This window comes from Sciscionella marina DSM 45152 (assembly GCF_000379465.1).
Classification (GTDB): Bacteria; Actinomycetota; Actinomycetes; order Mycobacteriales; family Pseudonocardiaceae; genus Sciscionella; species Sciscionella marina.
The window spans coordinates 119,329-143,971 of record NZ_KB905425.1; the positions used below are offsets into that span (position 1 = coordinate 119,329).

31 protein-coding genes, 1 tRNA gene and 1 pseudogene are annotated in these 24,643 nt (G+C 68.0%); 10 read left to right on the forward strand and 23 right to left on the reverse strand.

The genetic code is table 11. The features are described from left to right. The first annotated feature begins 2 nt into the window (after window positions 1-2). From A37U_RS0133640 to A37U_RS0133655, 4 genes are all read left to right on the forward strand, one after another. Window positions 3-377, forward strand: a complete 375-nt coding sequence (locus tag A37U_RS0133640) for a hypothetical protein (protein WP_020501062.1) — start codon at window positions 3-5, stop codon at window positions 375-377. Next, entirely contained in the window at window positions 370-885 is a 516-nt protein-coding gene (locus A37U_RS0133645; RefSeq protein ID WP_020501063.1) for an NUDIX hydrolase, read from the forward strand. The genes A37U_RS0133640 and A37U_RS0133645 overlap by 8 nt, the downstream gene beginning before the upstream one ends. Window positions 886-1,037: 152 nt before the next feature. Beyond that, window positions 1,038-2,258 (forward strand): helix-turn-helix domain-containing protein, encoded by a 1,221-nt coding sequence (locus A37U_RS0133650; RefSeq protein ID WP_020501064.1) that lies wholly within the window; start codon window positions 1,038-1,040, stop codon window positions 2,256-2,258. Further along, complete coding sequence (locus A37U_RS0133655) at window positions 2,255-2,803, forward strand: flavoprotein (protein ID WP_020501065.1); 549 nt, start codon at window positions 2,255-2,257, stop codon at window positions 2,801-2,803. The genes A37U_RS0133650 and A37U_RS0133655 overlap by 4 nt, the downstream gene beginning before the upstream one ends. 83 nt (window positions 2,804-2,886) lie before the next feature. Here A37U_RS0133655 and A37U_RS0133660 read toward each other — a convergent pair whose 3' ends face one another. The 18 genes from A37U_RS0133660 to A37U_RS0133745 form a co-directional block, all read right to left on the reverse strand. Then, window positions 2,887-4,278 (reverse strand): helix-turn-helix transcriptional regulator, encoded by a 1,392-nt coding sequence (locus tag A37U_RS0133660; protein ID WP_020501066.1) that lies wholly within the window; start codon window positions 4,276-4,278, stop codon window positions 2,887-2,889. A 96-nt stretch (window positions 4,279-4,374) separates the two neighbouring features. After that, complete coding sequence (locus A37U_RS0133665) at window positions 4,375-5,007, reverse strand: PIG-L deacetylase family protein (protein ID WP_020501067.1); 633 nt, start codon at window positions 5,005-5,007, stop codon at window positions 4,375-4,377. Continuing rightward, the gene (locus A37U_RS0133670; RefSeq protein WP_026197887.1) at window positions 5,004-5,861 is read right to left on the reverse strand and encodes a 5'-3' exonuclease; all 858 of its coding nucleotides are present in this window, start codon (window positions 5,859-5,861) and stop codon (window positions 5,004-5,006) included. The genes A37U_RS0133665 and A37U_RS0133670 overlap by 4 nt, the downstream gene beginning before the upstream one ends. Beyond that, a complete protein-coding gene (locus tag A37U_RS0133675; RefSeq protein ID WP_020501069.1) occupies window positions 5,861-6,982 on the reverse strand; it encodes a glycosyltransferase family 4 protein in 1,122 nt (373 codons plus the stop codon). The genes A37U_RS0133670 and A37U_RS0133675 overlap by 1 nt, the downstream gene beginning before the upstream one ends. Further along, entirely contained in the window at window positions 6,975-7,286 is a 312-nt protein-coding gene (locus tag A37U_RS54170; RefSeq protein ID WP_020501070.1) for a phosphoribosyltransferase, read from the reverse strand. The genes A37U_RS0133675 and A37U_RS54170 overlap by 8 nt, the downstream gene beginning before the upstream one ends. A 310-nt stretch (window positions 7,287-7,596) precedes the next feature. Then, the gene (locus tag A37U_RS0133685; RefSeq protein ID WP_009151791.1) at window positions 7,597-8,094 is read right to left on the reverse strand and encodes a helix-turn-helix domain-containing protein; all 498 of its coding nucleotides are present in this window, start codon (window positions 8,092-8,094) and stop codon (window positions 7,597-7,599) included. A gap of 67 nt (window positions 8,095-8,161) precedes the next feature. Next, complete coding sequence (locus A37U_RS0133690; RefSeq protein ID WP_020501071.1) at window positions 8,162-9,109, reverse strand: radical SAM protein; 948 nt, start codon at window positions 9,107-9,109, stop codon at window positions 8,162-8,164. A 17-nt stretch (window positions 9,110-9,126) separates the two neighbouring features. Then, window positions 9,127-9,441: a hypothetical protein gene (locus tag A37U_RS0133695; RefSeq protein WP_020501072.1), complete on the reverse strand. Its 315-nt coding sequence runs from the start codon at window positions 9,439-9,441 to the stop codon at window positions 9,127-9,129. A gap of 68 nt (window positions 9,442-9,509) precedes the next feature. Then, window positions 9,510-10,550, reverse strand: coding sequence for a glycosyltransferase (locus A37U_RS0133700; protein WP_240437769.1), 1,041 nt, complete (start codon window positions 10,548-10,550; stop codon window positions 9,510-9,512). Then, window positions 10,547-11,035, reverse strand: a complete 489-nt coding sequence (locus A37U_RS0133705) for a DUF6884 domain-containing protein (RefSeq protein ID WP_020501074.1) — start codon at window positions 11,033-11,035, stop codon at window positions 10,547-10,549. Before A37U_RS0133705 ends, A37U_RS0133700 begins: the two co-directional genes overlap by 4 nt. Next, window positions 11,032-11,589, reverse strand: a complete 558-nt coding sequence (locus A37U_RS0133710) for a formylglycine-generating enzyme family protein (RefSeq protein WP_009151786.1) — start codon at window positions 11,587-11,589, stop codon at window positions 11,032-11,034. Before A37U_RS0133710 ends, A37U_RS0133705 begins: the two co-directional genes overlap by 4 nt. 3 nt (window positions 11,590-11,592) lie before the next feature. Continuing rightward, a complete protein-coding gene (locus A37U_RS0133715) occupies window positions 11,593-12,372 on the reverse strand; it encodes a reverse transcriptase domain-containing protein (protein WP_020501075.1) in 780 nt (259 codons plus the stop codon). 214 nt (window positions 12,373-12,586) lie between these two features. Further along, window positions 12,587-13,291, reverse strand: a complete 705-nt coding sequence (gene queC / locus A37U_RS0133720; protein WP_040589530.1) for a 7-cyano-7-deazaguanine synthase QueC — start codon at window positions 13,289-13,291, stop codon at window positions 12,587-12,589. 2 nt (window positions 13,292-13,293) lie between these two features. Then, window positions 13,294-13,776 carry a hypothetical protein gene (locus tag A37U_RS0133725; protein WP_020501077.1) on the reverse strand — a complete coding sequence of 161 codons (483 nt, stop codon included), beginning with the start codon at window positions 13,774-13,776 and terminating at the stop codon, window positions 13,294-13,296. A gap of 147 nt (window positions 13,777-13,923) precedes the next feature. Continuing rightward, window positions 13,924-14,163 carry a hypothetical protein gene (locus tag A37U_RS0133730; protein WP_020501078.1) on the reverse strand — a complete coding sequence of 80 codons (240 nt, stop codon included), beginning with the start codon at window positions 14,161-14,163 and terminating at the stop codon, window positions 13,924-13,926. A gap of 17 nt (window positions 14,164-14,180) precedes the next feature. Then, entirely contained in the window at window positions 14,181-14,393 is a 213-nt protein-coding gene (locus tag A37U_RS0133735) for a hypothetical protein (RefSeq protein WP_020501079.1), read from the reverse strand. Beyond that, a complete protein-coding gene (locus tag A37U_RS0133740; protein ID WP_020501080.1) occupies window positions 14,390-14,758 on the reverse strand; it encodes a hypothetical protein in 369 nt (122 codons plus the stop codon). Before A37U_RS0133740 ends, A37U_RS0133735 begins: the two co-directional genes overlap by 4 nt. A gap of 610 nt (window positions 14,759-15,368) precedes the next feature. After that, a protein-coding gene (locus A37U_RS0133745; RefSeq protein ID WP_086010857.1) for an IS3 family transposase occupies window positions 15,369-16,549 on the reverse strand; the annotation gives its coding sequence in 2 pieces (ribosomal slippage) (window positions 15,369-16,262 and window positions 16,265-16,549; 1,179 coding nt in all). 105 nt (window positions 16,550-16,654) lie between these two features. Between A37U_RS0133745 and A37U_RS54175 the strand changes: the two are divergent. Next, window positions 16,655-16,945: pseudogene (locus A37U_RS54175) on the forward strand (recombinase family protein); the annotation flags it as partial. A gap of 685 nt (window positions 16,946-17,630) precedes the next feature. On the opposite strand, the gene A37U_RS0133760 reads toward A37U_RS54175, so the two are convergent. From A37U_RS0133760 to A37U_RS0133780, 5 genes are all read right to left on the reverse strand, one after another. After that, window positions 17,631-17,703, reverse strand: a tRNA-Ala gene (locus tag A37U_RS0133760). A gap of 51 nt (window positions 17,704-17,754) precedes the next feature. Continuing rightward, entirely contained in the window at window positions 17,755-18,573 is an 819-nt protein-coding gene (sepX, locus tag A37U_RS0133765) for a divisome protein SepX/GlpR (protein ID WP_026197891.1), read from the reverse strand. A 90-nt stretch (window positions 18,574-18,663) separates the two neighbouring features. After that, entirely contained in the window at window positions 18,664-19,341 is a 678-nt protein-coding gene (locus tag A37U_RS0133770; RefSeq protein ID WP_051111802.1) for a GNAT family N-acetyltransferase, read from the reverse strand. Between the two features lie 2 nt (window positions 19,342-19,343). Further along, complete coding sequence (glp, locus tag A37U_RS0133775; RefSeq protein WP_051111803.1) at window positions 19,344-20,567, reverse strand: molybdotransferase-like divisome protein Glp; 1,224 nt, start codon at window positions 20,565-20,567, stop codon at window positions 19,344-19,346. Window position 20,568: 1 nt separating this feature from the next. Beyond that, a complete protein-coding gene (locus tag A37U_RS0133780; protein WP_020501086.1) occupies window positions 20,569-21,453 on the reverse strand; it encodes a UTP--glucose-1-phosphate uridylyltransferase in 885 nt (294 codons plus the stop codon). 32 nt (window positions 21,454-21,485) lie between these two features. Here A37U_RS0133780 and A37U_RS0133785 point away from each other — a divergent pair, with 32 nt between their 5' ends. The 5 genes from A37U_RS0133785 to mscL all read left to right on the forward strand — a co-directional run bounded on the left by A37U_RS0133785 (window position 21,486) and on the right by mscL (window position 24,630). After that, complete coding sequence (locus A37U_RS0133785; RefSeq protein ID WP_020501087.1) at window positions 21,486-22,028, forward strand: 5-formyltetrahydrofolate cyclo-ligase; 543 nt, start codon at window positions 21,486-21,488, stop codon at window positions 22,026-22,028. Window positions 22,029-22,122: 94 nt separating this feature from the next. Further along, window positions 22,123-22,473 (forward strand): FmdB family zinc ribbon protein, encoded by a 351-nt coding sequence (locus A37U_RS50540; RefSeq protein ID WP_026197894.1) that lies wholly within the window; start codon window positions 22,123-22,125, stop codon window positions 22,471-22,473. Window positions 22,474-22,557: 84 nt separating this feature from the next. Continuing rightward, complete coding sequence (locus tag A37U_RS0133795; RefSeq protein WP_020501089.1) at window positions 22,558-23,367, forward strand: DUF899 family protein; 810 nt, start codon at window positions 22,558-22,560, stop codon at window positions 23,365-23,367. Between the two features lie 104 nt (window positions 23,368-23,471). After that, the gene (locus A37U_RS0133800; RefSeq protein WP_083934148.1) at window positions 23,472-24,131 is read left to right on the forward strand and encodes an SAF domain-containing protein; all 660 of its coding nucleotides are present in this window, start codon (window positions 23,472-23,474) and stop codon (window positions 24,129-24,131) included. 109 nt (window positions 24,132-24,240) lie between these two features. Then, the gene (gene mscL, locus A37U_RS0133805) at window positions 24,241-24,630 is read left to right on the forward strand and encodes a large conductance mechanosensitive channel protein MscL (protein WP_020501091.1); all 390 of its coding nucleotides are present in this window, start codon (window positions 24,241-24,243) and stop codon (window positions 24,628-24,630) included. Window positions 24,631-24,643: the final 13 nt, after the last annotated feature.

Below are 24,643 nucleotides of genomic sequence, written 5' to 3' on the forward strand. Positions count from 1 at the left end.
TGATGGAGGACGAACGAATGCACAACGACCGTGGCCGCGTGTTCCGCGAGGCGTGGATAGCCGGAGTCACCAAGCACTACCCCGGTGAGCCGAAGCCTGGCTACATCACCCCGTGGGACCAGACCCCGGACTGGGAACGCGACGCCGCGACCGCCGTGTACGACCAGGTCCTCGCCTTCATCAAGGCCACCGACGGCGCCACCATCAAACTGACCCCAGACCAGAAAGGCCGCTTTGTGGCGTTGTGCTGGATCGGCCAGATCTTCAAGCACTTCCCCGAGCCGAAGCCGTCGTACGTCGCGGACTGGAACGACTTACCGGACTGGCAGAAGGCGACGGACATCGACATCTTCGAGCGCATCGAACACGATGCCTGACCAGGCGACCATCGACGCTGCGGCCGTCGATGCCCGCCTTGCCGAGACCGAATACGACGGCGCTCAGGCGTGGCTGCGCGCACGTTCGACCGCGTTGGAGCCGCTCGCGGCCGAGGTCTGGGTCACCGACCCGGAGCACCGCCACGTGCTGCTCGTGCGGCACCGGGTGCGAGGCTGGGTACCGCCTGGCGGAACCGTCGAGCCAGGCGAGACTCCTCGCGACGCAGCAGCCCGTGAACTCTTGGAGGAGACCGGCCTGCTGGGCAAGCTGCTGTCAGTGCCAGCGGCCGTCGCTGTCCGCTCTTTCCGCGCCGACTGGACGCCGACGCTGAGCCTGTCGTACGGAGCCGTCATCAGCCGCGACACGCCACTCGGCGGGGAGAAGGGACAGCCGCCGAAGTGGGTCGACCTGAACGAATCGTGGGAGAGCGTGTTCCCCGAGGATCGCGACCGAATCCGCGCGTATGTGCGCAGGCTCGCGGCAGGGCACGCGGTCGAGGCGCGCTGATCCCTTCAGCGGCCACCCCGCCCTGACGATTGCACGGGCGGCCTGGGTCATACGTCTGGACCTGAACGTCCGCCGTTGGCTGTTGACATGGCCGCTGATCAGGTCCGATCAACGCCGGGTAGCGTGGGCGAGTTAACGAATCAGGAGCGATCATGGCGATACGACGAGATGCCCTCGCAGCACGGCGCGAGGCTCTCGGGTTCACTCAGGAAACCCTCGCCCAGGCGCTTGGGGTGGAGCTCTCGACAACCGGGCGGTGGGAACGCGGAACGCTGACGCCCCAGCCCTGGAGGCGTCCGGATCTAGCCAAGTTGCTCAAGGTGTCCCTGGATGAACTGGACATCCTGCTCAATCCGCCGCAGACAATGGCGGCGGGCCGCTCCTCGGCGACGCGGCGCGAGGTCATGGTGGACGCGGCCCTTCTCGCCGGCGTGATCGCCTCCGAACACATGCTGGGCACCCACAGCGAGGAGCCCCTGCGCCAGCAGGCAACCCTCGTGAGCGCGTCAGCGCGGGTTACAGATCTCCATCGGAAGTATCAGGCCGCCCGCTATGGCGACGTTGCCCGGCGATTGCCTGAAGTCAATGCGGCAGTTGACGCCCTGGTAGCCGACGGACCAGCGCGAAAACGACGAGAAGCGCTCGGCCTGCAGTGCAGTGTGGCAATCGTGGCGGCCAAGCTGGCGACCAAGGCTGGCGACGGTGAGGCGGGTTGGGCCGCGGCTGAGCGGGCTCGGGAGGCGGCTGAGTCGGCCGAGGACACCTTTGGTCTCGCCGCGGCGGCATATCAGCGGGCGTGCGCTCTGCTGCGCGCGGGCGATAGCGAGAACGCCGAGCAGATAGCGGTCTCCGCCGCCGGTCTTCGAGGCCAGGATCCGCAGAGTGCAACCTGGCGAGGCGCGTTGACCCTGATCAGCTCGGTCATTGCCGCACGTCGCAACGACTTTGCCGCAGCGCGCGAGCGGCTCGATCACGCCGACGAACTGGCACGGTGGCTCGGCGCCGACGGCAACATCGGGTGGACCGCGTTCGGCCCAACGAACGTGCTGATCCATCGCACGTCAGTGGCAGTCGCCTTGAACGATCCCCGAGGTGCACTCGCGACGGCAGAGCAGTTGGACATCACCGCGTTGCCGGTCGGCCTGAATGGACGCCAGGCTCAGTTCCACCTGGACAGCGCGTGGGCGCACGCGCAGCTAGTCGAAGACCCGCAGGCGGTGATCCATCTGCTGGAAACTGAGCGGGTTGCACCCGAGCTGGTCCGGGCCAACCCGAACGCTCGCTCATTGATCGAGGACTTGCTCGCCCGCGAGCGCCGCCGTGACGTGCCGGCCTTGCGCGGTCTCGCCTTGCGCGCCGGAGTGGCCGCGTGAACGTCGATCCGCGGTGGATTTACCTGGTGACCTCAGCTGCCCCGCCGGTGTTGCGGCTCGAGGAATTCATACCAGCCCTGTACGCCGACGGCTGGGCGGTGTGCGTGATCGCGACACCGACTGCTGCGACGTGGATCGACCTAGACGCCCTGGCCGCAACCACTGGGTGCCTTACACGGGTGCACCCGCGACCGCCCCGGCAGCAGGAGGAATCGCTCCCGCGAGCCGAAGCGGTCCTGGTGGCCCCGGCGACGTTCAACTCGATCAACAAGTGGGCATCGGGCACCAGCGACACGCTTGCGCTGGGCGTGCTCAACGAGATGCTCGGTGCCGGAGTCCCGATCGTCGCAGCTCCGTGCGTCAAACCCGTACTCCGCCAGCATCCTGCTTACGCCGACAGCATCGCCCGGCTTGCAAATGCCGGCGTGGTGTTACTCGATCCAGACGCCATAACCGGGCGCACCGAGGACGGTCTGGCGACCTTCGACTGGTCGCAAATTATCGCAGCTCTGCGCGACGCAACCGGTTCTGTTGTGGACAGGTAGCGAGGCGCTTGTGCTGCGACGGTTAAGCTTTCCGTTGTCGTCGCGCACACTGCATCGACCGTCCAATGTAGATCAACGATGCCTCAATCACCCAGTAGCTGTTCTCGATCACGCCAGCCCAAGCGGAGCAAGGTGAGTGCACTGGCTGACAACCGGGGGCCAAGCCGGTCGATGGCCTCCGCTGTGAACGGCATGTCGGTTCGCCCGCCGCGGCCGATCACCCGTCCCTCGTCGTTGGTGTCCACGAGGTCGGCGAACAGTCGGTCGAATACCACGTCGTCGACCACGGCCACGGTCATCTGGACGGCCCCGAGTTCCAAGGGCTCCATCGCCAGGCCGTAGTGCCAGAGTCGAAGCCCACCCTCGGCCCGTGCTCGATCGAATGATCGGAACGGCTCCTCATGTGCGTAGTCGATCGGTCGGGACGTCGAGCCGTCGTGCTCGGGGTTTCCGAGGAACTCCTCAGAGAACTCGCGCATGATGTTGCGCCACAACGAGAAGTCGTTGCGCACGTCGGCCAGATCGACCGAGGATGGCTGGAATTCACCGGCTGGCATCACGTGGCACAGGCCGCCGCCGTCCGCGACTTTTCCGCCGTCACGCTCGTGCAGCACGAACCGGTGCTGACCGTCCGTCCGGTCACGCCGGATGGTCAGCGTGCTGATCCCCGGCGACATCAGCAGCCGCTGAGGGTCGAAAGGATCACCGATCGCCGCGCGCAAGGGAAGGGCGCTCCAGCCGGGCACTGAGCGGTTCGAGGCCAGCCACGCAGCCTTGAACTCGTGCGCGAGGGCCTGTTTGACATCGAACACCTCGAAGAAGGTGGTTGTTCCGAAACTCAGCTCCAATCCGTGATCGGACTGCAGGTCGAGTAGCCGGTAGCTCAGCCGGTTCTCCAGCAGCCGTGGGCGGACAAGATCCCGCACAGCTCGGCTGTAACCCGCGTACAGCTCGCCCCGGTCGGTCAGCGGCAGGACGTGCTCCAACGATCCCAGCGGGCGAGTCGGTCGCTGCCGGTCGGACCACGCCAGCCGCACCGACTCCAAGGGGACTGGCTGCTCAAGCAGCCAGCCGGGACCGGCGAGCACGTGACCGCCGGGTGCCCGTTGTGATTCCGGATAGAGCCAGGCCGCCAGTTCGGTCAGCTCGCGGCCTCGTACCCCTGGCGCGTTTCGCACGTGGAGCCATTCCTGCTGGCTGCGCCGTACGTCCGCTGGAGTGGCCTTATTCGATGTCGGGGTGGCAGACCTGGAGCCGGTCTGGCGTTTCGTCCGGTGCAGGATGTCGTCGAGTTCAGCGAGGGAGATCCGCAGGCTTGTCGCGAGGTCCGGTCGTTGCCATGGCTGGGGTGCTTGGGTACCCCGTTCCCATCGGCCGATGGTGCCGCGGTCGATACTCAGTTGCTCGGCGAGGCTCTCCTGCGTGAAGCCGGCGGCCAGGCGGTACGCGGCCAGCGGACTCACCGACTCGCCCATCAGCAGACCACCCCGTCAGTCACCGGCGCATCGTACCGACATCTCACGTATGCGCAGGTCACAGGGGTTGCACGGAACCCCTCGATCGGAGCCTGGTCACAATGTCGACGCCGCTGGGAGGCGGCCGAGGATGGGCACCGGTACGAAGTTCTCCGCGTAGTGCACGCCGATTCGGGAGCCCCATAGCTGGGCGAGGGTCTCTGCCATGGGGCCGAAGTGGTCGCTGATCGGCTGAGAGTTGTGGACCGCGAGCGCGCGCTTCTTGATCTCGTAGGTATCGGTGATGTCGATGATGGTGTGCGCGGGTACGGGGCCATCGGCGGTCAGGCTGTTGTAGGTGTCGGCGGTGTAGACGCGGCGTGGGTGGCCGGTGGCGATGACGACCTCGGGCAGGGCGGCGACGAGCGTTTCAGCGAGATTCCGGTGGTCGGGGTGAACGTCGCGGAGGGGGTGGGTGATGACGATCTCGGGTCGGACGGCGAGCAGCAGTTCGCGCAGGGCCGTCACGGTGGGTTGGTCGTACTGGTACAGCTTGGCCCCCAGGATCGCCGCTCCGGCCGCTGCTTCGGCATCCCGCACTGGTTCGGGGTGGTGCGGGATCGCGATGGTGACGGCGGCGCCGGAGGCGGAACAACGGGCGAGGGTTCCGCCCGCCCAGAGTTCGGCATCGTCGGGGTGTGCCATCACGGTCAGCACCGACGCCGGAGCGGTGAACGGCGAGGCGGTCACCAGAGCCCGAGTTTCTCGATGACGTCGGCCGGCTTGGGCAGCTCGCGCGTGGGGTGGCCGGTCGGATGGTGTGGGAGATCGAGGTCGGTGCGCATCCGGATGAGGTCGCGCCAAGCGAGCACCTGCTCCCAGGCGTCGGTGACCCTGGTCTTCTTCGCCCCGGTCAGTCGTCCGGAGGTGAGAAGCTGGTCGAGGCGCAGCCCGCCGGCCAGGAGCTTGGCGGCCGTGCCTTCACCGATCCCCTTCACCCCTGGGATGTTGTCTGCGGAGTCGCCCTTCAGCGCGCAGAAGTCGGGCCACTGGTCCGGTGTGACGCCGTAGCGGTCGACGACCTCGGCCGGGCCGATGTGCCGTCGGCCGCGTTTCATCACGGTGTTGAGCGCGTGAACCCGGTCGTCGACGAGTTGGTAGAAGTCGCGATCGCCGGACATGATCCGCACCTGCCGCTCGGGGGCCTGATTGCGGGTGGCCTTGACGAGGGTGGCGATCACGTCGTCGGCCTCGGCGGTGTCGATCTCGATCCAGGCGATGCCGTAGTCGGTCAGTGCCCGCTGGACGTGCGGGATCGCGCGCAACGGTTTGAGCGCGGCCTCGTCGAGGACGCGGTTGGCCTTGTAGTCGGCGTCGCTGTCCTTGCGCTCGGCCGCACCGTGCTCGCCGTCGAACACCACGAGCACCTCGGGCGGCTCGGGCAGTTCTTCGCGGATGGCGACGCGCAGGAGCGCGAAGAACCCGAACTCGGCAGTCAGGTCGCGAGTCTTGTCGCGGGAGAGGATCGCGGCGGGGAACCCGAACGCCGCGCGCCAGAGGAGGTTGTGACCGTCAACCAGGAGCAAAGGGACGCCAGCAGGCATCACCGCACCGCCTTTACAAATGTCTCGGCGACTGTGGTGGGCAGATAGTCCCGCGAGCGGTAGTACGCAGCCCTGGATAGTTCGGCGTAGCGTAGCGGATCTTCGAGCAGCTGCTCGGCGGCGCGCCACAGGCCACACTCGCCCCACGATCGAGGGACGATCACCCCACCGGCCCCGTCGCCGGTACCGACCAGGGCGGGCAGGTTGCCCACGTCGAAGGCGACCACCGGGGTGCCGACGCTCATCGCCTCGAGCGCGACCAGCCCGAAAGTCTCGCGCAGCGAGGGCACGATCACCACCGCGGCCTGCGCGAGCCAGGACGGCACCTGGTCCCAGGTCAGGCCGCCGCCGTGGATGGTGCCGAGCCTGAGGTGGGCCGCCGAGTAGCGGCACTTTTCAAGTTCAGCCGCCTGGCCGCCAGCGGTGATCTCGAATCCGGCCTCGCCGACGATCACCTCGACCGTCCGGTCGACCAGGCGCCCGGCATCCAGCAAGGCCCGGACGTTCTTCTCCGGCCCGAGCCGAGCCAGGATCCGGATCGGGCCGTGCCGACGCAGCGCTTCCCGTCGTGAGTCGGCTGGCGGTGTGTGGTCATGGAGCAGGGCGTTGGGCACAACCTGCCAACGGTCAGTGTCGTACCCGCGATCGTGCGCCTGGTCGAGCACCGTCTGGGACGGCGCGATGACCAGGTCGGTGCGGTCCAGGGCAGGCTGGAGGTCTTGGTCGTGGCCGACGACGTGCATGGCCAGTACCGAGCGTGCCCGGCTGACCGGCGCGGCTCTGCCGAGGCCCCACAAGCCGTCGGTGTAGATGGCGACGTCGACCCGGTGCTTGCGGTACAGCTCGCACAGTTCGGCGGCGAGCAGGGCGTCCTGGCCGTGGGTGCTGATCGCGTCGCGGAGTTCATCGTCGTCGCAGGGGAAGTCGACGCCCACCGAACACACCCTCACCACGTCGTCGTCAGGGGTGCCGATCGGAGCGGCAGTCAGGATGAGGCTGCGGTGGCCGAGCTGGCGCAGTCCGTGGGCGAGGGCGGCGGTGGCTCGTTCGATCCCGGCCGGCGCGTTCGGGGTGTAGGAGGCCAGGAGGAACGCGATGGTCAGCGGAGGCGGGCTAGGCATGGCAGAGGGCCTCCTCCGGGCGTGGCAGAGGGGTGGTGTCCTGGTCGGCGGGCGGCTTTTCCCAGGGAAAGACGACCCAGTCCGAGACGGTCCAGATCGAGTAGTCGGGCAGCGTGGCCGCCCCGGTGTTGAGGCACAGGACTGCGGTCAGGAGCTGCGCGCTCGGGCTGAGCAAGGGCGTGAGGTCGTGCCGGAGGCGGCGGAGGGTGGCGCCGCTGCCGCAGATGTCGTCCACCACCAACACCCGGCCCTTGAGCCGTTGGCCGTTCAGGGCGCGTGTCAGCGGGTCGAGGTCGAGCGTCACCTTGCCCGTGGCCTGCTGGTAGGTCGCGTCGCCGGTGTTGTGGCGGGCGTTTCACCATGCGGGCTTTGATCCCGAGCGTGGAGGCGATCATGCGGGCGGGGGCGACGCCGCCGTTGGCGATGCCGATGACGTGCTCGACCGACTGGTGATCGCGCAGGATCGCGCCAACCAACAGGGTCGTGGCCTCGCGGAGCGAGTCGGGAGTCAAGCGCCAGACCTGGTGGTGTTCGAAGACGCGGCGTGCAGTGGTCATTCGTGGTCCATTCTTTGAGGGGCAAGGGATGTCGCGTCAGTGAGGCGATCGCAGGTCCTATGCGCCTTGGAGCTCACGCAGGGCTTGCACGAGGTCGTACATGGGAGATCCGGCGATCCCGGCAAGTGCCGTCAGTGCGTGGGCGTCCAGTTCTTCGACGGGGGTACGTCCGACCGGGCATTGGCGGGCTCGGACCGTCGCCCATCGCTGGAGGGGCTGCAGTCGGGGGTCGGTCGTATGAGCGAGGGCCGACAGGTCGACCTTGACGCGACCGTCGTGATCGCTGCCGAACGCGAGGGTGGTCGCGCGGAGCAACAGCTCGTCGGGCCGCTGCTTCAGCACGGCGCACAGTTCGACCAGCCGCTCGACGGATATGCGGCGTGTGCCGAGTTCGTAGGTGGCGAGGGTTTGCAGGGACAGCTCGTCCTCGTCGTCAGCGCCCATTTCGGCGCGCATCTGCTTGCGGGTCCAGCCGCGTTCTTTCCGGGCGGTCCGCAGCAGGTCTCCCAGCACCCGCGCGAACTGCTCGAGTTGTTCGCTCGTCGGCGTGTTCATCGCCCTTCCTCCTGCAATGCGATGCGTACTTTCAGCCGGGCTACGCCGTGGCGGTTCGAGGAGTCGTTCATGCCGAGCCGTCCCTCGCAGTCAGTGCGAGGTCGTTGACCCCAAGCAGCGGGCGCCGGGAGCTGATGGCCTGCGCGTCCGGCTGATTGCGCCACACCTGGCCGTCGGCTCGGATCACGGTGAAACCCCCGGCTGCCTCGCGAGTGCGCAGGCGTACGGGTACGGCCGACGTGGCGCTCAGCTCGGCAAGGAGGTCGGTGGCCTCGTCGTCGGTCAACTGCTCGGTGCTGGCCAGTGCGGCACCTTCTCCGATGGGGAGCATCTGCAGGAAGGTCACCCCGTGCACACCGAGCGCGGCGGCCAACTCGACCAGCGGCCGGACGCTGGCCCGCGCGGTGGAGCGCAGAAGCACGGTCTGGATCTGGGTTGGGATGCCGTGGGCGACCGCTGCGCGGATTCCGGCGACGGCGCGCTCGAAACTGCCCGCGCCGCGCCAGCGGTCGTGGCGTTCGGCGTCCGGGCCGTCGAGACTGACCCGCACGGCGTCCACGCGGGACGCTAGGGCTTCGGCACGGCGGACCAGGTGCGTTCCGTTGGTGGTGACGCTGACCGCGCAGCCGCCCGCGACGAGTACGTCGATCAGCTCGGGCAGTTCGCGCAGCAGCAGTGGTTCGCCACCGGAGATGTCCACGCCCAGGATCGCGGACTCGGCGACCAGCCGCGCGATGCGGTGCCGGTCGGGTCGGGCCAGTTCGGGCACGGACTTGTCGTCCAGGCAGTGGGGGCAGGCGAGGTTACAGCGCACCAAGGGCGACCAGCACACGCTGATCGGTACGTCGGCGTGCAAGGCCGCCGGGTGGATCTCGGGCCAGGAGAAGAGGGCGTCGTCGGACAGCCGGATCCGGCCGGAGGCGAGTTCGGCACCAGTGCGGTGGGTTAGCCCGGTCAGCGGGTCATGGACGACGAACCCGGTACCGTGTGTCCGCGCCGTGAAGGTCCGCGTCATGGCGGTACGTCGCCCGATCACAGCGTGTCCTGCGGTGGCAGCATCGGCGGGGCGTACAGCTCCTCGAACGGCTTCGGGCCGACGTACTGGCGGCAGGTACAAGGCACCCACTGGTTTCCGATCCAGGTACCGTCCTCGGTGCGCGCATCCTTGTGCAGGATCTGGCCGTGGCACTCGTTGGTGTCAGGGTCGTGCTGTTCCAGCCCATGCGAGCAGCCGCACAACAGTTTCGGCGTGGTGTCTGCGGGTGCGCGGCGGCGAGTCAGCTTGCCGGCCAGCAGCCCTGTGGCGAACAGGCCAGCGCCGACCGCGAGGGAGATCGGGTCGATCATCGGGCAGTGTCTTCCTTCTCGTCGTTGTCGTCGTGGCGGCTTTCGATGCAGGGGGTCCGTCGCTGGCGCTAGTGGGGTCGCAGCACCTCGCAGGTGCGCAGCAGCTCGCTTACCCCGGCGATGAACGAGTGGGTGCGGCCGGTCGGGGCGGGCCGTCGCATCAGGTCCCAGTAGCGGGCGAGGGTGCCGGGCCAGGTGGCGAGCTTGCGTTGCCATTGCTGTTCCGCGTCCGGTGGGTCGAGGTGGAACCCGACGACTTGCCGCAGCGGGATCACCAGCAGCCCGCTCGCGATCAGACACGCGCCGAGGTACGTGTCTTCCATGCCCCAGCCGATCCGTCCGAACTCGGGATCGAACCCTCCGACGTTGAGGACGGCGGCGCGTGGAACGGCGACGAGGCAGGTGACGACCATGCGGGGCAGGTCCCAGTCGACATAGCGCTGGCCGTAGCCGAGGTCGACGAAGTCGTGGGTGTGGTCCAGCGGACGGCCGTCCAGGCGCTCGGTCAGCGTGACGCCGGTGTAGAGCAACGGGCGGCCGACCGGTGGCCGCCATACGACCCGATGGTCTGCGCCGAGTTGGGGATGCTCGGCCAAGACGCCGCGTCCGCCCTGGTGCAGGTCGTAGGGCAGGTTGTGGCGGAAGCCGACGAGCACCGTGGTCTCGGTGGCGCGGGCGGTGATGTCGGTGATCACGTGTGGGGGCAGGACCATGTCGGCGTCGAGGTAGAGGACCGTTTGCCCGCGGGCGAGCGCGGTGCCGAGGTTGCGTGCGGTGGCCCCGCCCGCGCGTTCTGGGAGCCGCAGGACGGTGGTGACGACCGGGTGTCGGGCAGCGATGGCAGCCGTGGTGTCCGTGCTGGCGTCGTCGACGACGATGACCTCGAAACCGTGCCGATGGTGCTGGCCTTCCAGGGCGTCGAGCACGGCCGGCAGGCAGTAGCTGACGTTGCAGGCCGGGACTACGACCGACAGGGTGCGCACGGCGGCCAGTGAAAGCTCCGACGGTGTGGGCTCGTGCCACCCGATCCCGGATATGGCTTCCCAGCTGCGAGTGCTGCTGGTGTGGAAATTGTTGCGGCGCAACAGTTCCTCGTGCAGCGTGGTCACGCCCACCCCCAGTGGTGGAGGTAGGTCAACCCGTCCCACCATCCCCACGGGTCCGGGATGATCGCGATCTGATCGAGCCGGTCGAGGTGGTCGAACACGCGCTGCAGGGCGAGCAGGTACAACGGCTCGACCACGATCAGCATGTGCCGCAACGACGGTGTCTCCGCCAATTCGGCGTCCAGTTGCCCGGAGACCGTCCGCTCGTGCAGACGCACGGCGTCGACCCGGTTCGTGAGCCGGTGGTCGTAGGTGCTGATCGCCTTCTCGGGACGCAGCAGGCCGTGCGCGGCCGAGAGGATACGGATACGGGCTCGGCGAGCAGGATTTGCGGCGAAGTGATCACGCGCCTGCGGAACGCACGCGCCCTGGTAGAGATCAAGCGCCGCAACCGGGGCGCTGGTGACGAGCTTCTCCCGCGAACAGTTGAGGATGATCAAACCCTGGTCGGGCGCGAGGATGCGCGTGCTGAGCGGCCGAAGGGTCATGGTTCGCGCACCACCCGCAGGCCGATGCCGCGCGAGCGCAGTTCAGCGGGCGCGGCGTTGAGGAACGTGCACTGCGCATACAGCGGTGGCGCGGCATAGGAACCGCCACGGATGATGACTCCGTCGCTCATCGCGGTGCTGGCGGTCCACTCCCACACGTTGCCCGCGACATCGAGCAGGCCCTCGGGTGTGGCACCGTCAGGGTGGGTGTCGACCGGGGTGACCGTGCCGTGCCCGGAGTCGCGCAGGTTCGCGAACGCCGCCTGCCACGGTGCGTTGCCCCACGGCCAGCGTCGGCGGTCAGCTCCGGCGGCCATCCACTCCCACTCCGCCGAGCGTGGCAACCGCCCGCCCAATCGGCTGGCGATCTCGGTCGCCTCGGCGTGGCTGATCTCGGCGACGGGGAACCGCGGCCCGAGGCCAGGGTGCTCGCTCGGCAGGTGTCCGTAGGCGATCGGGGTGCGCGTCCACAACAAAGTGGCGACCTGGATAGGGCGGGCGTCGTCCCCGAAGGCGCAGACTCCGCCGGTGACCTCGATCCATTCCAGGTTCATGCCTCAGCCGCCGATCAGGAAAAGGTCTTCGACGTTGGCGTCGTCGCGGATACGGCTCTTGGCCTCGTTGGGCCGCAGCCGAAGCTGCAGGAGTGCGTCGCTGATGGTGTAGAACGCCTCCTGCGCGTCCTCGCGGGTTCGGGCGAAAGCGACATAGTTGTCGGCGAAGCGGACGACCCGAAGCCCAGAGACTCGTTTATCCACTTGGGACAATCGGAGATTGATCAGCATGGGCGCCAGGCCGGAGCCCGGCGCGATGGGGCTCGGCATCGCGGCGAGCGCGGTACGGAGGCGGGCCAGGAAGGTGCCGTCGTGGATGTGCTCGGCGTGCCAGTCGATGACTTCGTCGATCGTCGCGCCTTCCGACACCGAGGCGACGTCGAGATCGGCGACCCACCGGAAGCCCGCGCGGCTATACCCAGCGGCCTGACGCAGGGAGGTGATGCGGTTGCGGCGCGGACGGAATCCGGACACCCAATCGCGGAAGGCGCTCGCTTCCAGCACCGGTTCGAGGGCGTTGCGCAGCGCGCGGTGCACCAGTCGATCCCGCACGGTGGGGATGAAGGTGTGCATCTCTTTGCCGGTGTAGGTGGGGAGCCGTACGTCGCGGATCGGTCCGGGCTGCCACGTGCCGCTTGCGAGTTCGATGGCCAGTTGCGGCAGCATCACGCGGGCCTCGCGGCGAAGGTGGCCCCAGGTCATGTCGTCGGCACCGGGTGCCGAGGCTCGCCGGCCGCATTGGCGCAACGCGCGGCGCAGGTACGGCTCGAACAGCAGGGGCATCAGCGAGTGTGACTGCGGTCCGGAGGCGGAGGGCGCTGGCGGGGTTGCCGCCTGCTGCGCTACCGTGCTGGGTGCTTGGGCGGCAGGAACGATCCCCTCGCCACGCTGTACCGGTTCGCAACCCAACACGCGCGAGCCGTGGCGCGAGGAACGACGGCCCCGCCCAGGCCCAGTTGGCGAGCCGAGTTCCGCCTCCGTCATCATCATCACCTCGTCACGCGCAGCGGTAGCTGGTGGGGTCGGTGATGCCGTTCTGTTGGAACGCTTCCTTGCGTTCAGTGCAGGTTCCGCATGTCCCACAGTGCGTCGCCTCGCCCCGGTAGCACGACCACGTCCGCTCGAACGGAACGTCCAGTGCCGTGCCAATGCGGACGATGTCGGTCTTGCTCTGGGTGAGAAACGGGGCGAGGATCTCGAAATCGTCGACCAGCAGCCCCTCGTTGGCGGTGCGGACCGACCGGGTGAACCGCTCGACGAACTCCGGTCGACAGTCCGGGTAAACGGCGTGATCACCGGCGTGCGCACCGAACGCGACCACATCGGCCTTGCGGGCAACAGCCACGGAGACGGCGATGTCGAGCATGATGGCGTTGCGGTTCGGGACGACGGTGGCACGCATCGACTCGTCGGTGTAGTAGCCGTCAGGCACCGCCACGTCGGTGTCGGTCAGGGCCGAGCCAACCAGCAGCCGACCGAGCATCGAAAGCTCAACGGTCTCGTGTGGACAGTTGAGCAGTCGCGCGATCTCGGCCGCGTACTCCAGTTCGACTCGGTGCCGTTGGCCGTAGTCGAAGGACAACAGCGTCAGCTCGGCCCCGCGCGCGGCTAGCCAGTACGCCAGCACGGTGGAGTCCAACCCGCCGGAGGCGATCACAATGGCGTGGCGCGGATGTCGGTGAGCGGGGGTGCCGATTGTCATGTTCACCACGTCCCGCACAGCGAGGACGTCGAGCGGACCGCGCCGACCACTGCGGTCCACGGCGGAAGGGTCATGTGTGGTTGCGGTTGTTCAAGCCACCGCACGCCTTCGTCCACGTTGTCCAAAGCGGGAAGCAAGATGGAGTCACCGCGTTGTTTCCAGCCGACCTGGATGCGCACCAGGTCGTCCCAGGACGACTGGCGCAGGGGCGTGCGTGGCTCGGTGAGGAAGATCCAGTCGTTGGGATCGCCGGGAACCACGATGATGGGCGCGCGCAACATGTGCCGCGCAAGGAAGTTGTTGACCTCCCCGGCAAACCCGGCGCGCATGATGAGCGCGTCGACGGTCGTGCCAAGCTGAAGGCGGACATCACCGGTGACGCTGTCGATGGTGGTTGGCCACGCGAACACGTCCCTGTAGTCCCGCGCTCGTTGGTCAGGCTTCTGCTCAGCCAGGGCGGGGTGGTCGTCGATGACGGCGGTCATGAGTCGGTCCTCCTCGAGAGGGGTGGGTGCTGGTGGCGGCCGGGCGGAAGGCGTCGTCGAACCGCTTCCGCCCGACCGCAGTCGGTGTCGCGAGCGCGCGCTCGTCCGAAGGCACGGCGAGAAATCCGGCCTGGCTTCAACATCTGGCTAGACGGCCCCCGCTCGGTGCGGCGGGTGCTCGGCGAGCAGAACGTCGCGGAGTGCCGCCCGGAGCTGCCCGGCCTCGGCGTTGGTCAGCCGCGCGAGCCGTCCGCCGGGCAGCTCGATCTCGACATCCGCGGGAGTGCGCCGCCGCAAGTGCAGTGCGGACCGCTGGCCGTTGCCATCGCGGCAGTCGACTTTGCGGTGGTGCCATCCCAGCCGACGAAGCAAGGTCGCGGCAGGCACGGTGTCACATGGCCGCCTCATGAGCCTTCGGTCTTCCGGATCATGCCGAGGCCGTGCGTTCCGGCGGTCGCGATCGCGTGTCGCAGGACACGGTTCGGGGGCTGGCGCGGCGCACGACGATGCGAACCGGCGTAAGCAGATTCGGTCTGCTGCCGACGCCGCCACGCCAGCCGCAACAGGCAACAGACAAACGCCAGCGCGGCGCCCGCCGTGATGACCAGGGCGATCATCCGGCCTCACCCCTGGTCGCGGGGATCGCGGCGAGACCAGGTATCGGGGTCGTGGTCTCGCCGCGATATGAGGGCAGAGCAGGGCGCCCCTCGGCGGTTGGGGGAAGACCGCCGTTGTTCTGCTCCGCCGTGCTCGCTATGCCGGTTGCCGTGATGGAGCCAGGTGCACCTGGCGCGGGTGTGGTCGCCACCTCGGTGGCTTGCATGACGGTGGAGCGGAACTGGGCGGTGGCGGCGCGGTCGAGGATCGCGACTTCCCCTGGGGGAGCCATGACCACGACCTCCGAGCCACGCACGACAACACGCAGGGTCCGCTCGCGGCCGGCGACATCACGGCACGCGATGGACCAGGGTCCGGTGTTCATCGTGCGGCACCGCCTCGCGCGGTGTCCCTACTCCATCCCCGTCGACACACCGGCTGCACGAACAAACACGGCACAGCGAGCTGAGTCTGTGGGCATCGCGACGCACAGGGCATCGCGAATCGCTGGGAGAGCATATCTACTCCAATAGTCAGCGAGTCCCTATTTGGTTGGTTGCGTCGTTTGTCGTCCGCCGCAGGCGGTCAAGAGCGCCCTGCGATCGGCACCCGGTGACCATTCGGTGCGCCAGCCGGGAGGTGCCCGTTGCCGGTTCCAAAACTGCTGGTTGTTGCGGCAGCGAACACCGATCAACTAAACGATCGCCACGGGGACCGGACCAGAGCGGCGGTGGGGCGGCGATGGGGCGCGGATGGAGCGTCACCCCCGATGACCTGCCCAAACACTGGCGGAGCGGCGTCTACGCCAGTCGGGTGAAGCGGGTTGACACCGTGTGTAACGAGGCTTCTCGGCGGTGTCTCCTGGGTGCCACAACACCGAGGAGGCACATTTACTCGGCCGCGATCGGACGCGTGAGGGAATGGTACCCACGCCACGCCACAGTCGGTGATGCTTCTCAACGAACGGGGCTGCTGAAGGAAACTGTGACAGTGGTTTAGGCCGCCGGGGTGGCGGTGTGGCTCATGATGGTTTCGTATTCGATGGGGGTCAAGCGGCCGAGGCGGGCTTGTCTGCGGCGTCGGTGGTAGGTGCGTTCGATCCAGGTCACGATCGCGATGCGGAGCTCTTCGCGTGTGGCCCATGTGCGGCGGTTGAGCACATTGCGTTGCAGGAGGCTGAAGAAGCTCTCCATGGCGGCGTTGTCACCGGCTGAGCCGACCTGGCCCATCGAGCCGCGCATGTGGTGGCGCCACAACGCTTGTTGCAACTTCGTGCTGCGAAACTGACCTCCGCGATCGCTGTGCAGCGTGCAGCCGGCGACGTGGCCACCACGGCGGGCGACGGCCGATTCCAGCGCGTCCAGGGCGAGCTGGGAGGTCATCCGGTCGGCGATGGAATGGCCCACGATCCGGTTCGACCACACGTCTTTGACCGCGGAGAGGTAGAGCGTGCCCTCACCGGTGGGGTGTTCGGTGATATCGGTCAGCCACAGGCGATTCGGTCTGTCAGTGGTGAACTCGCGGCGCACGAGATCGTCGTGCGCGGGCGGACCGGGCCGGGCCTTGCGGCTGCGGCGTTTCTTCCCGAACACGCACCACCACTCGTTGTCCGAGCAGATCTTCCACACCGTGCGGTCGGACACCTCGTGGCCAGCGGCAGTGACCTCGTCGAACAGCAGCCGGTAGCCGAACTCCGGATCGTCGCGATGGGCGTCGAAGATCGCGTTCGCCGCGTAGGCCTCGTCGTACTCGGTGTCGGTGACCGGCCTGCGCAGCCAGGCGTAGTAGTGCTGGCGGTGGAGCTTGAGCACCCGGCACGCCACCGCCACCGGCACCCGAATCGGGGCATCGGGGGCGGCCAACTCCCTTACGAGCGGGTAGAGCCTTTTCCCGGCAGGTTGCCCTGCGACAAGTACGCCGCAGCCCGACGCAACACCTCGTTCTCCTGCTCCAACAGCCGGTTACGGCGCTTGAGCTCACGCAACTCAGCCGCCGCATCCGAGGACACACCCGGCTTGGCGCCGTCCTCGACATCAGCCTGACGCAACCACTTCTGCAACGTCATCTCGTGAACACCGAAGTCCGCGGCGACCTGCGCCAAAGTCACACCAGACTCGCGGTTACGCGCGACCCGGACGACGTCCTCACGGAACTCACGGGGATACGGCTTGGGCACAACAACATCCTTCCACGCCCACCTCTCGGCAAGCGAACTCAGATGTCACACACCCCTTCAGCAGCCCCTCCCGCCAAGCAGGTGTCGATCAACAAGCTCTCGATGATGTTGCGGGACCGCTACTACCTCGGGTACGTGGAAGTCGATGGCGAGGAGGTCCAAGGTCGCCACGAGCCGCTCATCGACGATGACCTCTTCGATCGCGTCCAGGATCTCCTCGAATCCCGCTCCACGGCGGGAGAACGCCGCCGCGAGCACCCCCACTACCTCAAGGGCTCGCTGTTCTGTGGACGCTGCAAGCGGGCGGGCATCACCCAGCGGCTGATCGTCCAGCACACCGTCAATTCTCGTGGCAGCGAATACACCTACTTCTTCTGCCGCAACAAGCAGAACGGCAGCTGCGAAGCCCCGCACATCAACGTCGCCCTCATCGAAGACGCCGTGGAAAACCATTACGCGACGATCCGCTTCAGCGCCCAGTTCGTCGCCACCGTGCGCGCCGAGGTCGCTCGCGCCATCGACGAGCAGGAAGCCTCCGAGCGTCTGCTCCACAAGCAACTCACCACCGAGTTGAAGGCGCTGGACACCCGCGAAGAGAATCTCATCGAGCTGGCGGCGGACTCCACCATCGGGCAGGACAAGATCAAGACCAAGCTTCGCGAGATCGCTCGCCAGCGACGACGCCTGACCGAACGCCTCACCACCACGACCGAGAACCTCTCCGACAGTGCCCGGCTCATCGAAGCCGCGCTCAAGTTGCTGGAGAACCCCCAAGAGCTCTACCGCCGCTGCGACGAACAGCAACGCCGCATGCTCAACCAAGCGATCTTCCACAGCATCTACGTCGATGACGACCAGATCGCCGACCACAGCCTCCGGGAGCCCTTCGCACACCTGCACGCCGTCCAGAGCGACTGGCAGACCACCGACGTGACTCTGCCGGAACCACGAACCGACACCCGGCCCCGAAATGCCAAAAGGGCCGCCTCCCGAAAGGGAGGCGGCCCCGTGGCTACCAACGGTGTCCAGGTCCTACTACGTGGCGTTGTTTCGGTGCCGTGTTCTAGTAAGACCCCTAGGGTGGAGCTGAGGGGAATCGAACCCCTGACCTTCTCGATGCGAACGAGACGCGCTACCAACTGCGCTACAGCCCCTGGTACCCGAAAAGCTTAGCAGTCGGGTCCGGGTGCCCTCGCGGGCGGGTCTTACTGTCCGGCGGCTCTGCGGTAGGGCAGGACCTCGGGGTCGTCGAGGTCGGCGAACGCGGGGTCTTCGTCGTCGTGATCGACCACGGTGGCACCGGGGCGCACGGTCAGCGTGGGGGTGTGGTTGCGAACCTCGGGAGCGGGTTCCTGTTCGGGCTGCTCTTCTTCGGCGGGCTGGGCGGGCCGCTGGCGGGCGGCGCGCCGGGCCCGGATGTCGTTCTCGATGCGCACTTGCCTGCGCAGGTAGGTGAGGTATCCGACGAGGGTGATGCCGAGTGCGCCGGTGGCCCAGTAGATGATGGGCGCGATGGCGATGGCGAGGATGACGCTCGACACGATGGCGATGAGCAGGCCGAAGACGATTTTGCGCCGGAGTGCGTACTTGGCCGCCGCCGCGAGTTCGGCGGCCTCGGCGTTGTAGCCGCCGCGTCCTGGCCGGTAGGGCCGGGTGACGTAGTCGTCTTCGTCGCTCGGCGGGAGTTCGTCTTCGAGCTCGGTGTCCTCGTCGGCCTCGTAGTAGTCGGTGTGCTCGTCTTCTTCGGCGGACTGGTCGAACTCGGCGGGTGGTTGCTCCTGCTCGCGCTCTTCGGGCAGGGGGAGTTCGGCGGTGGATTCGTCGTCGGCGACGGAGAGATTCTCGGCTTCGGGCACTTGCGTCTCCTCGGCAGCGGCATCGGATCCCGCGGTGCGCTGCACTACGCGTGCGGCGAGGGCGCTTTCCGCGGTCCGCGCTACGACTTGGCGTTTCCGCGCGATCATCGGTACTAGGACGACCAGCCATGCCAGCACGAGTGCACCGACGAGCAATGAGCTAGGCATGTCATCTCACCTCCCCGACTCCCGCGCACCGTCATGACGCAACGTTAGTCACAGGAGTAACAAACGTTCGGTAGGACGCGCCGAGTGTGATCAAGGGCGAAATTCGGCGCGCCCGGAGCGGATGAGCCGGGAAACGAGTCCCTCGCCTGCCTCTTCGGCGGTGATGGCGAAGCACAGGTGGTCTCGCCAGTCCCCGGCCACGTCGAGATAACGCCGGAAAAGTCCCTCTTCGCGGAACCCGAGTCCGGTGAGGACGCCGATACTCGCGGTGTTCTCCGGGCGCACGGTGGCCTCGATGCGGTGCAGTCCGCCGCGGTGAAAGCAGTGGTCGACGGCGAGGGCGACGGATGCGGTGGCCAGCCCGCCGCGGATCCGGTCGGCGGCGACCCAGTAGCCGACCCAGGCGGAGCAGAGGGCGCCGCGCACGATATTGCCGATGGTGACCTGACCGGCGAAAACGCCGTCGACGGTGATCACGAACGGAAACGAGGCTCCCCTGCGGCCGAGCGCGCGCAGTCCGGAGCACTGGGAGAACCAGACGGCCCGCGAATTGCGCTCGGCCCAGGTGCCGGGAACGGTGGGTTCCCAGGGCGCGAGGTGGGCCATATCGCGGCAGCGGATGGTGCTCCACGCCCGCGCGTCCCGGTACCGGGGTTTGCGCAACCGCAGGGTGCCGCCGGGCACGGTGAGCGGACCGAGGCTGACCGGCCAGCCGGGATGGCGCCCGCCGTCTCCGAGCGTCGGGTCTTTGCCGATCGCGGAGGACATCGTCACCCGCGCTGGGCGAGGAAGCTCACCGTGACGTTCTCGCCCGCGGTGATGTCGGTGACCTCCTCGGGTACCACGATCAGCGCGTTCGCCTCGGCGAGCGCGGCGAGCAGGTGCGCACCGGAGGTGCCGAGTGGTTGCACGAGGTACTCCCCGGTCGTCGAGTCCCGGAGCAGCTGGCCACGCAGGAAGCCCGCGCGTCCCTCGGTCGAGCTGAGCGGGGAGAGCAGTTTCGCGGAGATCTCCCTGCGCTTGGGGCTCTTCTTGCCGAGTGCGGCGCGGATGAGCGGGCGCACGAACACCTCGAACACCACGAGCGCGCTCATCGGGTTCCCCGGCACGAGGAAGGTCGGCACCGCGTCGGGGCCGAGCCTGCCGAAGCCCTGCGCGGAACCGGGGTGCATGGCGATCCGGGTGGTGTCGATGCTGCCCAGTTCGGAGAGCGCGGACGCGACGTCGTCACCCGCGGCGCCACCGACCCCACCTGCGACGACCACCACCTCGGAAAGCAGCAACCGTCCCTCGACGACCTCCCGCAAACGTTTGGCTTCGCCGGTCACGATGCCGACCCTGGTCACCTCGGCGCCCGCATCCCGTGCCGCGGCGGCGAGGGCGTAGGAGTTCACGTCGTAGACCTGTCCGGCCCCCGGGGTCCGGTCCACATCCACGAGCTCGTCACCGACGGAGATGATCGAGACCCGGGGCCGCGGGTGCACGAGCACCTTGTCCCTGCCGACCGCGGCGAGCAGGCCGACCTGGGCAGAACCGATGGCCGAGCCTTTGCGCACGGCGACGTCCCCGGTCTGCACGTCCTCACCGGTCCGGCGCACGTAGGCGGCGGAGGGGACCGGTTCGTGCACGGTGACCTTGGAGTGGTGACCGTCGGTCTGCTCGAGGGGAACGACCGCGTCGGCGAGCGTGGGCAGCGGGGCCCCGGTCGCGACCCGGACCGCCTGGCCGGGCTGCAGCCGCCGTGGCTGGCGGGATCCGGGCGGGATTTCGCCGACGACGGGCAGCTGCACCGGTTCGGTCCCCGCCGTGCGCACATCGACGCTGCGCACGGCGTATCCGTCCACCGCTGCCTGGTCGAACCCGGGAAGGGCGTGCTCCGCGACGACCTCCTCACCGCAGATCAGCCCCTGCGCCTCGGAGATCGCGACGCGCACGGGTGAGGGCCGCACCGCGGCGGCGAGCACCTTCTCGAGCTGTTCGGTAACTGCTCTCATGTCAGCCGAGCCGTTCACGCAGCCAGGCACGCAGCGCGGGCCCGTAGTCGGGGTGGTCCAGGGCGAAGTCGAGGGAGGCTTTCAGGAAGTCGCCGGGGTTGCCGAGGTCGTGCCTGCTGCCCTGGTGCACCACGATGTGCACTGGGTGACCTTCCTTGATCAGCAGTGCCACGGCGTCGGTGAGCTGTAGTTCCCCACCCGCTCCCGGGGTGATCCGGCGCAGCGCGTCGAAGATCGCGCGATCGAGCAGGTAGCGCCCCGCCGCGGCGAAGGTCGATGGCGCGTCCTCCGGGGCCGGTTTCTCGACCATGCCCTTGACCTGTTTGACGTCCGGTTCGGCGGTCTCCTCGACGTCGAAGACCCCGAACGGGGAAATCTGCTCGCGCGGGATGTCAAAGGCGCACAGCACGCTTCCGCCATACTCGGCGCGCACCTGAGCCATTCTGTTCAGCACCCCGACCGGGAGCACCAGATCGTCGGGGAGCAGCACCGCGACCGCGTCGTCCTCGGGCCCGAGCTGGCCTTCCGCGCAACCGACGGCGTGCCCGAGGCCGAGCGGTTCCGGTTGCTCCGCGGCGACCACCTCGATCAGATCGGGAGCCCGGCGGACCTTCGCGAGCAGGTCGAACTTGGCGCGTTCGGCGAGCGTGGCCTCGAGTGCGGGCTGGGGCCGGAAGTAGTCGGCAAGCGCCGCCTTGTCCGCATTCGCCACGATGATCATGCGGTTCGCGCCCGCCTCTGCGACCTCGGCCGCGATGCGCTCGATGCCCGGCGTATCCACCACGGGAAGCAGTTCCTTCGGAACGGCCTTGGTCGTTGGCAAGAAGCGCGTGCCGAGTCCCGCGGCGGGCACGATGGCAGTATGGAAGGTGCTCGCTGAGCTCATGCACGCGAGCCTAACCGGTTGATGAGGGAATCGTGGACAAGGCGGCTTGGCGTGCGTCGCTGCGTGCGCAGCGACGTGTGCTCGATCCGGGACAGCGCAACGAAGATGCGCGGTTGCTCGCCGAGGCGGTCGGCGTGGCGCGGTTCGGGGGCACGGTGTGCGCCTACGTGCCGCTGGCCACCGAGCCCGGTGATGTCGGCATGCTGGACGCGTTGCGCGGCGGCGGAGCGAGGGTTCTGCTCCCGGTCATCGACGGGGATGTGCTGCACTGGGCGCCGTATGAGGGAACGCTGCGCACCGGGCGGTTCGGGATCGGCGAACCGGACACCGAGGCGCTCGGCCCGGAGGCACTCGCGGAGGTCTCGGCGATGCTGGTGCCCGCGCTCGCGGTGGATACCCACGGGGTGCGACTCGGCAAGGGCGGCGGCTATTACGACCGCAGCATCGGCGCGCTCGGCTGCCCGCTCATCGCCGTGGTCCGGGACGAGGAATTCCTCACCGAGCTGCCCGCGGAGGACCATGACGTGCGGATGAGTCACGTGCTCACCCCGCGCGGCGGGCTGCGGGCACTGTGATATTTCCTGGGTTCGTTTGCGCGCTGTGGAATACGTAGCGCATCATGGTGTCTGGCACTCTACGCTGGGGAGTGCTAAGTGAAAGGACTTCTCTGTGCCCACCTACCAATACGCGTGCACCGAATGCGGACACCGGTTCGAGCAGGTGCAGTCGTTCTCCGAGGACTCGCTGACGACTTGCCCGGAATGCTCCGGCAAGTTGCGTAAGCTGTTCGGCTCGGTCGGCATCGTATTCAAGGGCAGCGGGTTCTACCGCACGGACAGCAGGTCGAGCGGGAACACCGCGAGCGAGTCCGCGAACAGCTCCGCATCGTCCTCGGAGTCCTCATCCTCGTCGTCCTCCGGTTCGAGTGATTCCTCGAAGTCCTCGGATTCGAGCTCGAGTTCCAGCAGCTCTTCCTCGTCCTCATCCTCGTCTTCCTCGACGACCAAGGCCGCCTCTTAACCCCCGGCTCGGCGGCTTGTCGATTCCGCCGCGCGCCGTTCGACGGGTAAGCGTCAGCGTTCGAACGACAGCACGGAGGACACCATGACGCCGAACAGCCCGGCCAGCACACTGCACGGTCGCCCGCCCGTGGTCGACCTGGCCACCTGGCAGGCCGCCAGGGACGAGTTGCTGGCCCGCGAGAAGGCCCATACCCGGGCCGGGGACGCCCTCGCCGCGGCCCGCCGGCGGCTGCCGATGGTGGAGTTCGACGGATCGGTCGAGGTTTGCGGGCCGGATGGACCGGTTCCGTTCCCCGAACTGTTCCAGGGCCGCGAGGAACTCGTGGTCTACAAGCACATGTGGCACGACGGGGCGCCGCACCAGGGCCAGTGCGAGGGCTGCACGACCACCGCCTGGCACCTGAAGGACGCCGTCTACCTCAATGCCCGCGGCGTCTCATTCGCCATCCTGACCACTGGCCGATGGGACGAGGTGGCCGCCTATGTCGAGTTCATGGGCTACACCCAGCCCTGGTACTCGGTGCGCGGAGTGGCCGAACCGGTCGGCGGGGACATGGGGTACCTCTGCTGTTTCCTGCGCGATGGCAAGCGCACCTTTCTCACCTATTCCACGACCAGCCGCGGGAACGAGCCGGTCAACGGCTCCCTCGGCCTGCTCGACCTGACGCCCTACGGTCGCCGTGAGCCCTGGGAGGACTCTCCGGATGGCTGGCCGGAAGCCCCCGATGCCGGTGCGCCGATCGGCGGACACGGTGTGCCTATCTGCTGGTCCTGGCGTTCGGACGCGGACGGCAATCCCACCTGGGGGCCGACCAGTCGCCCGGTGCCGCAGTGGACGCGGCCCGGCGTGGGTGCTGTGGAAACCCTCGGCAGGCACGGGCACTGCCACTGAGCCGGGCCCCGCGTCTGTATGCCGGGTTGTCCACAGGCCGGTCGCTCGTCCACAGATTTCCGGAGTGGGGTTCCGGGCGGCCGATTCCTGGCTAACGTCGGGGTATGACCACGAACTCCCTGCGTACGCCGTTACGCGAGCGACTTGGGCCTGCCATGGCGAACCGGTTGTGGCCGCACGCGGTGTTACTCAGACGGCTGCTCGCCGGTGCCCTTTTCGTGCTCGCGATCGTGCTCGCCCTGCTACCCGGATCCGCGAGCGCGGGCGCGATGCGCCCGGTGCTGACCACGGCGCACGACCTCGGCCCCGGAGCCCGGTTGCGCGCCGCCGACCTCCGGGTACGCATGACCCCCGCCACCGCGGTCCCGGCGGGCGTGCTCACCTCTGCGGGTCAGGCCGAAGGTAGATCGCTCGCCGGTGCCGCGCGCGCCGGGGAACAGCTCACCGATTCCCGGCTCGCCGGTACGGCCGGCGCGGGGCCCGGGCGGGTGGCGGTACCGGTACGGCTCGGGGACACGGCGATCGCCGGGCTGTTGCACCCCGGCACGCTCGTCGATGTGATCGCGGGGGACGCGGATACCGGCCAGGGCCAGGTACTCGCCACCGGTGCCCGCGTGGTCACCGTGCCCGCGACGGCCGAGTCGGCTGCAGCGGCCAAGGGGGACCGCGACGGCAGGCTCGTGGTGCTGGCGCTGCCCGCCGACTCAGCACACCGGGTCGCGGCGTCCTCATTGCATCGGGAGGTGACCGTTACGCTCCAGTAGCGGCATACCAAGGAGGCCGGACCCACGCCGACTCGGATAGGCGAGTCTTCGGCGGAGGCCGGTTTGGTATCTACCGGCATCAGTAGGTACTTCGGGAGAGGAATTACCCATGTTGAAGGGGTTCAAGGAGTTCATCTCACGCGGCAACGTCATGGAGCTGGCGATTGCGGTCGTGATCGGTACCGCCACGACGGCGATGGTCACCGCGGTGGTGAACAACCTGATCAAGCCGCTCATCGCGGCGATCGGCGGCACGAATATCCAGGGGCTGGCACTCCAGCTCGTGGACGGCAATCCGAAATCGACGATCGACCTCGGTGCGATCATCACGGCGGTCATCAACTTCTTCATCATCGCCGCCGCGGTCTATTTTTTCCTCGTGGTGCCGTTGAAGAACCTCCTCGACCGCAGGAAGAAAAAGGAGGAAGTGGACGAGGCGACCGAGACCGAGCTGCTGACCGAGATCCGCGATCTGCTCCGGGAACGCAATTCCGGCTGAGAGAGCGGTTCCC

What these genes read in the sequence shown, in the direction of transcription:
- A37U_RS0133770 (WP_051111802.1), bottom strand. Translation starts at nt 19,341, where the DNA reads ATGTCCTCCGCGATCGGCAAAGACCCGACGCTCGGAGACGGCGGGCGC.
- A37U_RS0133660 (WP_020501066.1), bottom strand. Translation starts at nt 4,278, where the DNA reads ATGGGCGAGTCGGTGAGTCCGCTGGCCGCGTACCGCCTGGCCGCCGGC.
- A37U_RS0133725 (WP_020501077.1), bottom strand. Translation starts at nt 13,776, where the DNA reads ATGACCGCCGTCATCGACGACCACCCCGCCCTGGCTGAGCAGAAGCCT.
- sepX (WP_026197891.1), bottom strand. Translation starts at nt 18,573, where the DNA reads ATGCCTAGCTCATTGCTCGTCGGTGCACTCGTGCTGGCATGGCTGGTC.
- mscL (WP_020501091.1), top strand. Translation starts at nt 24,241, where the DNA reads ATGTTGAAGGGGTTCAAGGAGTTCATCTCACGCGGCAACGTCATGGAG.
- A37U_RS0133715 (WP_020501075.1), bottom strand. Translation starts at nt 12,372, where the DNA reads ATGCCCCTGCTGTTCGAGCCGTACCTGCGCCGCGCGTTGCGCCAATGC.
- A37U_RS0133685 (WP_009151791.1), bottom strand. Translation starts at nt 8,094, where the DNA reads ATGAACACGCCGACGAGCGAACAACTCGAGCAGTTCGCGCGGGTGCTG.
- A37U_RS0133690 (WP_020501071.1), bottom strand. Translation starts at nt 9,109, where the DNA reads ATGACGCGGACCTTCACGGCGCGGACACACGGTACCGGGTTCGTCGTC.
- A37U_RS0133740 (WP_020501080.1), bottom strand. Translation starts at nt 14,758, where the DNA reads ATGAACACCGGACCCTGGTCCATCGCGTGCCGTGATGTCGCCGGCCGC.
- A37U_RS0133650 (WP_020501064.1), top strand. Translation starts at nt 1,038, where the DNA reads ATGGCGATACGACGAGATGCCCTCGCAGCACGGCGCGAGGCTCTCGGG.
- A37U_RS0133735 (WP_020501079.1), bottom strand. Translation starts at nt 14,393, where the DNA reads ATGATCGCCCTGGTCATCACGGCGGGCGCCGCGCTGGCGTTTGTCTGT.
- A37U_RS0133705 (WP_020501074.1), bottom strand. Translation starts at nt 11,035, where the DNA reads ATGACCCTTCGGCCGCTCAGCACGCGCATCCTCGCGCCCGACCAGGGT.
- A37U_RS0133710 (WP_009151786.1), bottom strand. Translation starts at nt 11,589, where the DNA reads ATGAACCTGGAATGGATCGAGGTCACCGGCGGAGTCTGCGCCTTCGGG.
- A37U_RS0133640 (WP_020501062.1), top strand. Translation starts at nt 3, where the DNA reads ATGGAGGACGAACGAATGCACAACGACCGTGGCCGCGTGTTCCGCGAG.
- A37U_RS0133695 (WP_020501072.1), bottom strand. Translation starts at nt 9,441, where the DNA reads ATGATCGACCCGATCTCCCTCGCGGTCGGCGCTGGCCTGTTCGCCACA.
- A37U_RS0133670 (WP_026197887.1), bottom strand. Translation starts at nt 5,861, where the DNA reads ATGCCTGCTGGCGTCCCTTTGCTCCTGGTTGACGGTCACAACCTCCTC.
- A37U_RS0133800 (WP_083934148.1), top strand. Translation starts at nt 23,472, where the DNA reads ATGACCACGAACTCCCTGCGTACGCCGTTACGCGAGCGACTTGGGCCT.
- A37U_RS0133645 (WP_020501063.1), top strand. Translation starts at nt 370, where the DNA reads ATGCCTGACCAGGCGACCATCGACGCTGCGGCCGTCGATGCCCGCCTT.
- A37U_RS0133675 (WP_020501069.1), bottom strand. Translation starts at nt 6,982, where the DNA reads ATGCCTAGCCCGCCTCCGCTGACCATCGCGTTCCTCCTGGCCTCCTAC.
- A37U_RS0133795 (WP_020501089.1), top strand. Translation starts at nt 22,558, where the DNA reads ATGACGCCGAACAGCCCGGCCAGCACACTGCACGGTCGCCCGCCCGTG.
- glp (WP_051111803.1), bottom strand. Translation starts at nt 20,567, where the DNA reads ATGAGAGCAGTTACCGAACAGCTCGAGAAGGTGCTCGCCGCCGCGGTG.
- A37U_RS0133780 (WP_020501086.1), bottom strand. Translation starts at nt 21,453, where the DNA reads ATGAGCTCAGCGAGCACCTTCCATACTGCCATCGTGCCCGCCGCGGGA.
- queC (WP_040589530.1), bottom strand. Translation starts at nt 13,291, where the DNA reads ATGACAATCGGCACCCCCGCTCACCGACATCCGCGCCACGCCATTGTG.